This window comes from Domibacillus robiginosus, from assembly GCF_000966195.1.
Lineage (GTDB): Bacteria > Bacillota > Bacilli > Bacillales > Domibacillaceae > Domibacillus > Domibacillus robiginosus.
The window spans coordinates 46471-54833 of record NZ_LAHL01000028.1 but is presented as its reverse complement, the minus strand read 5'-3'; the positions used below and the strand labels follow the sequence as shown (position 1 = coordinate 54833).

The 8363-nt window shown below is 39.2% G+C and carries 6 protein-coding genes; all 6 read left to right on the top strand.

All coding sequences use genetic code 11. The annotated features are described in order from the left end of the window. Window positions 1-158: 158 nt before the first annotated feature. Window positions 159-1574 carry an N-acetylmuramoyl-L-alanine amidase gene (locus VP97_RS14570; protein WP_050182640.1) on the top strand — a complete coding sequence of 472 codons (1416 nt, stop codon included), beginning with the start codon at window positions 159-161 and terminating at the stop codon, window positions 1572-1574. A gap of 600 nt (window positions 1575-2174) precedes the next feature. Further along, complete coding sequence (locus tag VP97_RS14565; protein WP_050182639.1) at window positions 2175-3524, top strand: cytochrome ubiquinol oxidase subunit I; 1350 nt, start codon at window positions 2175-2177, stop codon at window positions 3522-3524. Then, window positions 3521-4570, top strand: a complete 1050-nt coding sequence (locus VP97_RS14560; RefSeq protein WP_050182638.1) for a cytochrome d ubiquinol oxidase subunit II — start codon at window positions 3521-3523, stop codon at window positions 4568-4570. Before VP97_RS14565 ends, VP97_RS14560 begins: the two co-directional genes overlap by 4 nt. Beyond that, entirely contained in the window at window positions 4571-4678 is a 108-nt protein-coding gene (gene cydS / locus VP97_RS24945; protein WP_425388475.1) for a cytochrome bd oxidase small subunit CydS family protein, read from the top strand. 179 nt (window positions 4679-4857) lie between these two features. Further along, on the top strand, window positions 4858-6588 hold the full coding sequence (gene cydD, locus VP97_RS14555; protein WP_050182637.1) for a thiol reductant ABC exporter subunit CydD: 1731 nt from the start codon (window positions 4858-4860) through the stop codon (window positions 6586-6588). Continuing rightward, window positions 6585-8309: a thiol reductant ABC exporter subunit CydC gene (cydC, locus tag VP97_RS14550; protein WP_050182636.1), complete on the top strand. Its 1725-nt coding sequence runs from the start codon at window positions 6585-6587 to the stop codon at window positions 8307-8309. The genes cydD and cydC overlap by 4 nt, the downstream gene beginning before the upstream one ends. The last annotated feature ends 54 nt before the right edge of the window (window positions 8310-8363 follow it).

The window sequence follows — 8363 nt, the reverse complement described above, 5'->3', positions numbered from 1 at the left end:
GGGTTAATTCCGTTATTTATTGTTACATAAATGTTACATTTTAAACATTATTCTACCAAAGTACTAGTTTTTTTTGTAGAATAAGAGAAGTGTTAGTATAAAATCCATATATTTGGTTACAGAGTAACCTTTAATTAGAAAAGAGGCAGAGAAAAGAAGTGAAGAAAGGCGTTTTTCATGTATTGCTAGCGTTGTTGCTGCTCATTCCTTTTGTCGGAACAAATTTTACTGCTCAGGCAGCAGGATTTTCCGATGTCCCTTCCCGGGCATCCAAAGAAGTAAATTATTTAGCTGAAGGCGGCATTGCCAATGGTTCATCGACTACGATCTTTGCTTCTGATAAAATTGTTACACGAGCGGAAGCGGCTGTTTTTATTGGACGTGCTCTTCAGTTAAACGGAAAACAACGTGAGACAAGTTTTAAGGATGTTGGTTCCGGTAATTTTGCGTCCGGATACATCCAGTCAGCAGTTGAAAAAGGAATTTTATCTGGCTACGACGGTGGCCGTTTTCAGCCTGATGGCCAGGTAACCCGGGGTGAAATGGCTGTGATGCTCTCGAAAGCGTTCGGCTATTCATTTGGCGGAACCCTGTCAGGAGCAACAAAAGCATTGATGAGTCAGGGAATTGCAAGAGGCTTAGAAGATGGAACATTTGGTTCCGATAATCTGATTACTCGCGTCGACTTTTCAGTATTCCTTGCACGTGCTATTAATCCGGAATTTCGTACCAAAATATCGATCAGCTTTTCCAAAAAGTTGTGGACCAATACAGGGGATTTAAACATTCGCTCGGGTCCAAATACATCCTTTGCTTCCAAAGGAACGCTTAATGCCAATGTACAGGTAGCAGGAGCTCACACAGTGGGCGGCTGGACATATGTAAAAGCCGGAACTAAAACAGGTTTTGTCAGCACGTATTACCTGCGTTCAACTGAAACCTCTTCACAAAACAATCCAGTAGTCGAGGATGCCGATTCACGTCTCTCGGGCCAAACAATCGTCATTGATCCGGGCCATGGCGGTAGCGATCCAGGAGCCAGCGGGTTTGGCGATTCAGAAAAAACAGTTACATTGGCTGTCGGGCTGAAAGTAAACAGCTTATTTAAAAATACACCGTTTAAAGTAGCCATGACCCGTACAAGCGACACGTACCCTACTTTAACACAGCGTACAAGTTTTGCTAAGAATCAAGGCGGAGATGTCTTTGTGAGCATCCATAATAATTCGGCTTCAGAAGCGGCAAATGGTACAGAAACGTACTACTATTCTGCAGCTAATAATCCTTATGTGGCAGACAGCAAATTGCTCGCCTCTAAAATTCAAGCACGGATGCTGACTGCATGGGATCTGAATGATCGTAAGGTGAAAGTCGGAAACTTTGCGGTTTTACGTGAGAATACTATGCCAGCAGCACTTGCAGAGCTTGGCTTTATCACAAACAAAGGGGACAATGCTAAACTCACGTCAGACTACTGGCAGACGGCAGCTGCGAAAGCCATTTACCTTGGAATCCTAGATTACTATAAAGCAAAAGGCTACAATACAGAATCGCTTTATAGTGTAGCAAAATAAATATAAATAAACCTGGAAGAATTAGCAGGGAGAAATGAACCTCTCCATCAAAATCTTTGATTTAGGTGGAGGTTCACCAAATGAATATAGATATTTTCGTCAACTACTAACCAATAGCCAAAATAAATAAAAAAGAAAAAGGGTCATGATTACCTCGTGTGTAATCATGACTCTTTTTCTTTTTTAAGTAGTCATAACTTGTAATCAAAACTAAGATTCCGTTAGCAAACGTCGTAATTTGTTCTACAAACAAACAGTGAAACAAATTCTATGGTTACTTTCTTTTACGCCAAATGACTTTGCCACTATTCACCTAAAAGGCTGCATAAATAATCTTGTTCACATAATTGTCAGTTCCGCTTAGAAAATTTGTCACAAGTCATCTACGCCCTAATGAGCAATTACAGTTACAATATTGAATATAATAAGTTTACAACATGATAATAGTATTAACTAAGTGCATAGATAGCTATGTTCAGTATTGATAATGCAAAAATATGCTCAATACTGAACATATAAAGTTATGCTCAGTATTGAACATACAAAGTTATGCTCAATGTTGAGCATGTTCGCTATCGAGTAAAAGGAGGAGAATGACCATTGTTATTTGATGATCCAGTTTTTGGTAGCCGTGTATTAACAATTATTACCCTTTCATTTCACGTTATTTACGCAACGATAGGGGTAGGGGTTCCGCTCATGATCATGATTGCTCATTGGGTTGGAATCAAGAAAAATGACGAACATTATATCTTATTGGCCAAACGCTGGGCCCGTGGTTTTGTTGTGACGGTTGCTGTCGGTGTTGTAACGGGGACAGCGATGGGGCTTCAGCTTTCATTGCTTTGGCCAAACTTCATGGAATTGGCAGGAAATGTTATAGCACTGCCTCTATTTTTAGAAGTATTTGCTTTCTTCTTTGAAGCTATATTTTTAGGGATTTATGCATATACGTGGGATCGATTTGAAGATCGGCGTAAACACTTTTTGCTTCTAATCCCTGTTGTTCTTGGTGCAGGAGCCTCAGCTGTTTTCATTACTGTGGTAAATTCATTTATGAATTCTCCACAGGGCTTTGATATTGTTAACGGGCAACTTGTAAATCTAAATCCAATTGCAGCTATGTTTACTCCGGCGATGCCGACGAAAGTGTCCCATGTACTGGCAACAGCCTATATGACCGTTGCATTTTTGCTTGCATCCATTGCAGCTTTCAAATTATTAAAAGGCTCCAACCATGTTTATCATAAAAAATCACTTTATTTAACTATGAAAATGGGGCTTATATTTTCTATTGCAGCAGCCTTAATTGGAGATTTATCAGGCAAATATTTAGCAGAGTACCAGCCAGAAAAATTAGCTGCAGCCGAATGGCATTTCGAAACGGAAGAAGGAGCGCCACTTCTTATGTACGGTATTTTGGATGGTGAAGGAGAAGTCAAATATGAGATCAAGATACCGTATGCACTCAGTATCCTGGCAAGCGGAAGTCCAACGTCAGAAGTGATCGGATTAGATCAATTTCCCGAAGAAGAAACGCCTCCACTTGTTATCCATTACTTTTTCGACGTAATGGTTACTATTGGGATGTTCATGGTTGTCCTGTCTCTTGTTTATTGGACAGGAATCAAACGAAAATGGCCTTTTGTAAGATCAAATTGGTATCGCTGGCTTATTGTTCTTGGAGGCCCTCTATCTGTAATTGCTATCGAAGCAGGCTGGTGGATGACTGAAGTTGGTCGACAGCCCTGGATACTTAATGGAATTATGACAATCGAAGCAGCAGCAACATCCAGTGATTATGTTGGATTAATGGTGATCCTTTTTGGTGGTTTGTACTTAATCTTAGGGATTGGAACCATTGTTGTGCTTAATCGAATGTTTAGGAAAAATCCAGTTGAATTAGAGCTTGAACAACAGGAAGCGATAAAGGGCGGTGAAACAGCATGAGTTTAGAAATACTGGGGATTTCAGTCCTTTGGACATTTCTATTCGGTTACGTCATCCTCGGATCAATCGATTTTGGGGCGGGGTTCTTTAATGCTTACAGTATAATTACTGGTAAACATCATTTAATAACAAAAATTATCCAGCGGTATCTGTCTCCAGTTTGGGAGGTCACGAATGTATTTTTCGTTTTCTTCTTTGTTGGGATGGTCGGATTTTTCCCAAAAACAGCATTCTATTATGGATCGGTTCTTCTTGTTCCAGCCAGTATCGCTCTACTATTAATGATCATTCGTGGTTCGTATTATGCATTTGAAACGTATGGGTCAAAAGGACATAAAGGATATGCTTTAATGTATGGAATTGCAGGATTATTAATCCCTGCATCATTATCTGTAGTTCTGGCCATTTCTGAAGGTGGATTTATTTCCATAATTGATGGTAATCCTATTTTGGACTACAGGGCATTGTTTACAAGTCCTTTAACATGGTCGATTGTCGTTTTATCTATTGTTGCCGTCCTTTATATAGCAGCTGTCTTTCTCAGCTGGTATGCAAATAAAGCAGGTGATACAGCTGCAACAAATCTAATGCGAAAATATGCATTGTGCTGGGCTTTCCCTTTAATCATCGCTGCAGCAGGCATCATTTACGAATTAAGTTCTCACAATCCAGGACAATTTGAACGAATTTTAGATCTATGGTGGATATTTGGGCTATCGTTCTTATTGTGGATCGGGACAGTTTGGCTCGTTTGGAAGAAAAAAAATTATGGACTTGCAGTTGGATTATTAATTGGACAATTTGCCCTTGCTTTCTTCGCATATGGCATCTCCCTTTACCCATACCTGCTTTATCCATATTTAACGATCTATGAAGGGTTTACAAATGAGGCAATGGCCATTTCTCTTGTTGTGGTGTTTATTCTAGGATTGATATTGTTAGTACCTTCTATCTATCTATTATTGAAACTTTTCTTATTTGACAAGGATTATGTAAGAGGAAATAGAAAAAATGTAAAATCAAACGAGAAAAGAGGATTGAGCTGAATGCTACATGACTTTCTAATCTTTGTAGCTCCGTTTATTGTGATCGGTGCAGCAATAGTAGTTTCATTCTGGGCAGCACCAAAAGATAAATCTGTTTCAAAAAAATAAAGATACGCTTTTAAGATCAGTGGCGAACTTTTCTGCTATTGATGTAAGCTGCATGCTGGCGGTAATCCCTGACTAGAATTCTTAAGGGGTGAAACTCGATGTAGAAGGGGCTTACTGCCAGTTTGCCTATTTATGTGAAATAATTCACTAAGTCAGATCGTTTTCAGGAGGTATACACAATGGTTAAGCTGAAGGAATTAGCAGTAGAACAAAAAAGCAAGCTGGTTCTCTTGGCCATTTTTGCTGTCATTTCAGGTGTGACCATTATTGGACAGAGTTATTTAATCGTCACAATTGTGGATCGACTTTTTTTACAAGATGCATCCTTTTCTGAGGTTGTTCCGCTGTTGTTCGGATTGTTATTTATGCTTTTTTTTAGAACAGTCTTTCATTATCTTAGTGGAAGAACTGGAGTGAAAATGGCTTCGAAGGTGAAAGGGGATCTTAGAAAATTACTTTTACGCAAGTTTTCTAATAATCCTATGCAATCAGCATTACAAGGACAATCCGGCAAGAAAGTAAGTGTAATGATGGATGCCGTAGATGAAATTGACAGTTATTTTAGCAGTTATATTCCACAAGTAATTCAAGCTACCATCATTCCACTCATCATTCTAATCGTTATCTTCACACAACATATAGCCACAGGATTGATTATTATAATCACTGCACCTTTTATTCCGATTTTTATGATCATTATTGGTTTCAAAACAAAAGACAAATCCGAAAAACAATTGGATAAAATGGCAGCTTTTTCAGGAGGGTTTCTTGATACATTACAGGGACTGACCACCCTTAAATTACTTGGCCGTTCGAAAGAACAAAAAGAAGCTATACGAAACAGCAGTCTTGAGTTTCGTGATGCCACGATGGAAGTACTTAAAATTGCTTTTCAAAATTCTCTGGCATTGGAATTTATTTCGATGCTAAGTATGGGAATCGTTGCCCTAGAGCTTGCCGTTCAATTAATCATTTTTCAAAATGTTACGTTTTTCACTGCCTTTTTTATGTTGGTATTAGCTCCAGAGTTTTATACAAAATTGAAAGAGTTAGGCAGTGCTTTCCATACAGGTCGAGGAAGTATGGGGGCAGCTAAAAAGCTAGCAGATGAACTGACTGAAACAGAGAAACCTGTTTTATGGGGGGAGGAAAGCGTGGAAAGAAAGGTGCCACCCGTAATTGAATTACGTGGTGCAGGATTTACTTATGGGCAAGATGCATTTGCATTGAAAAACATTGGTATCGAAATTCTTCCCCGCGAACAAGTAGCGATTGTGGGTAAAACGGGCGCAGGGAAATCAACTCTGTTACATGTGATTGCCGGACTTATCCCACTTTCAGAGGGAGAAATGCTGATCAATGGGAAACCGCAGTCAACCTTTAAGGAAAAGGAATGGTTCGATCAATTAAGTTATATTTCACAAAATCCTTATTTGTTTTCAGGAACGATTGCGGAAAACATTGCGGTTGGCGGTCGTGTGGATGTGACTAGAGTAGAAATAGAACAAGCTGCTGAAAAGGCTGGAATCTCCGAGTGGGTAGCTTCACTTGAGCATGGCTATGATACACCTATTGGAGAAGGAGGGAGAGGCCTTTCAGGTGGAGAAAAACAACGAATAGCCATCGCAAGAGCGTTCCTAAAAAGCCCGTCTATCATTCTTTTTGATGAGCCGACCACGGGACTTGATCTTCGGACTGAGCACATCCTGCAAGCTTCTATCAAAAAATTATCCAAATCTTCCACAGTCATTACGGTTGCCCACAGGCTTCATACAATTAAAAATGCTAACAAGATTATTTTCTTGGAAAACGGCGAACTCTTTGCAGCTGGTACACATGAGGAATTGCTGAAAGAAGTAAAACCTTATCGGAATATGGTGTCTGTTCAACAAGGAGGGATGGCAAGATGAAGAACCTAGGATTTGTTATCAAGATATTATTAATAGAAAAAAAGGATATTTTCTATTCTATTATCTGTGGATTTATCTCTGGGATAACAGCTGTTAGTTTATTTGCATCCAGTGGGTATTTGATTTCCAAAGCTGCTTTAGCACCCCCGATCTATACGTTGATGCTCCTCGTAGCTTCAATAAAGCTTTTGGGTATTATCTCGGCAGTAAGCCGTTATGGGGAACGTTATTTTTCTCATCGAGGAACATTTACGATGTTAAGTAATATGCGTGTTTCTTTTTATGAGCAGTTGGAGCCGTTAGCGCCAACTATTTTTCAAAAGTATCGAAGCGGAGATCTTCTTGCCAGAATTGTTGGTGATGTAGAGGCATTACAGAATTTCTTTCTGCGTGTTTTTTATCCGCCGGTTGTTTTAATTTTAGTATTTCTATGTACAATTTTTTTCACAGCCTTTTTTTCAATAGAAGTAGCTCTGATAGTATTTATTGGCCTGATGTTAACTACCTTTATCGTTCCAGCCTTTTTCGCTTTGAAGCAAAGAAAAGTTGATCGACAGGTGAGACAAAAACGGGGAGAATTGTCTACCAAAGTGACAGAATTTCTTTATGGCTTTCGTGATTTAAAAATACACCAACAACTAGAAGAAAAAGAAGAACAACTGCGTCAATCTGTAGATACCTATTTAGAGGAACAAAAACGTGAAAGTATTCATAACTTGTTCAGCCAGTCTGCCAATACGTTTATATCGCTCCTTATATCATTACTTGTTCTAAGTATTGGAGCCTATTTAGTGGCAGAAGGCCAACTAGATGGCATTTTCCTTGCGATGCTTGTTATGATTTCATTGACCGTTTTTGAGAACACAACTTCCATGGCCGCTTTCCCAAGCTATTTAGAAGAGAGCCGGCAAGCAGCATCAAGACTTAACGCTGTTGTCGGTAAGGATATTGCACGGGAGACATCACAAGAAAGTATCGAAGAACGATCTATTCAAGGGATTCCTTCTATTGAAGTGAAGGATGTAACTTTTGCTTTTCCAGATGAAATACGTAATACGCTAACAGGTGTAAATTTAATGATTCCAGCTGGTTCAAAAACAGCGATAGTTGGCCCAAGTGGTTCTGGAAAATCGACGTTGCTGCAGCTGCTCTTAAAATTTTATACTGTAAACCCTGGCCGCATTTGTTTTAACAATCATCCCATCAATCATGTTTCACAAGAGTGTATTTGGGAGAATACAAATGTCGTCTTACAAGAAAATCATTTTTTCTATGGAACCATACGAGATAATTTACTGCTTGCTAAAGATGAAGTAAGTGATACAGAAATGGAAGAAGTACTGGGAAAAGTGAAGCTTGGGCATTTTTCCTTAAATGATCGAGTATTGGAAAAAGGGGAAAACCTTTCAGGTGGAGAAAAACAGCGTCTGGCTATTTCCCGGGCTCTGCTCAAAAAAGCCCCCCTATGGCTATTGGATGAGCCAACATCATCCATCGATGCATTAACCGAGGCACATATTTTTGGTCATCTATTTGAAGAAGCAAAAGACGATACAGTTATTCTCATTAGCCATCGCTTAACAGGACTAGAGAAAATGGATCAAATAATTGTGATGGATCATGGATCTATTGTCGAAATTGGAACGTTTGAGGAATTGATGGATAAAAAAGGCTACTTCTATGAAATGAAACAAATCGAACAGAGCGTGTTTTTTAACTAGGCAGCTTGTCTATGTTTTACGGTCATTTCGTACACAATCCCAAGAATATCAAAA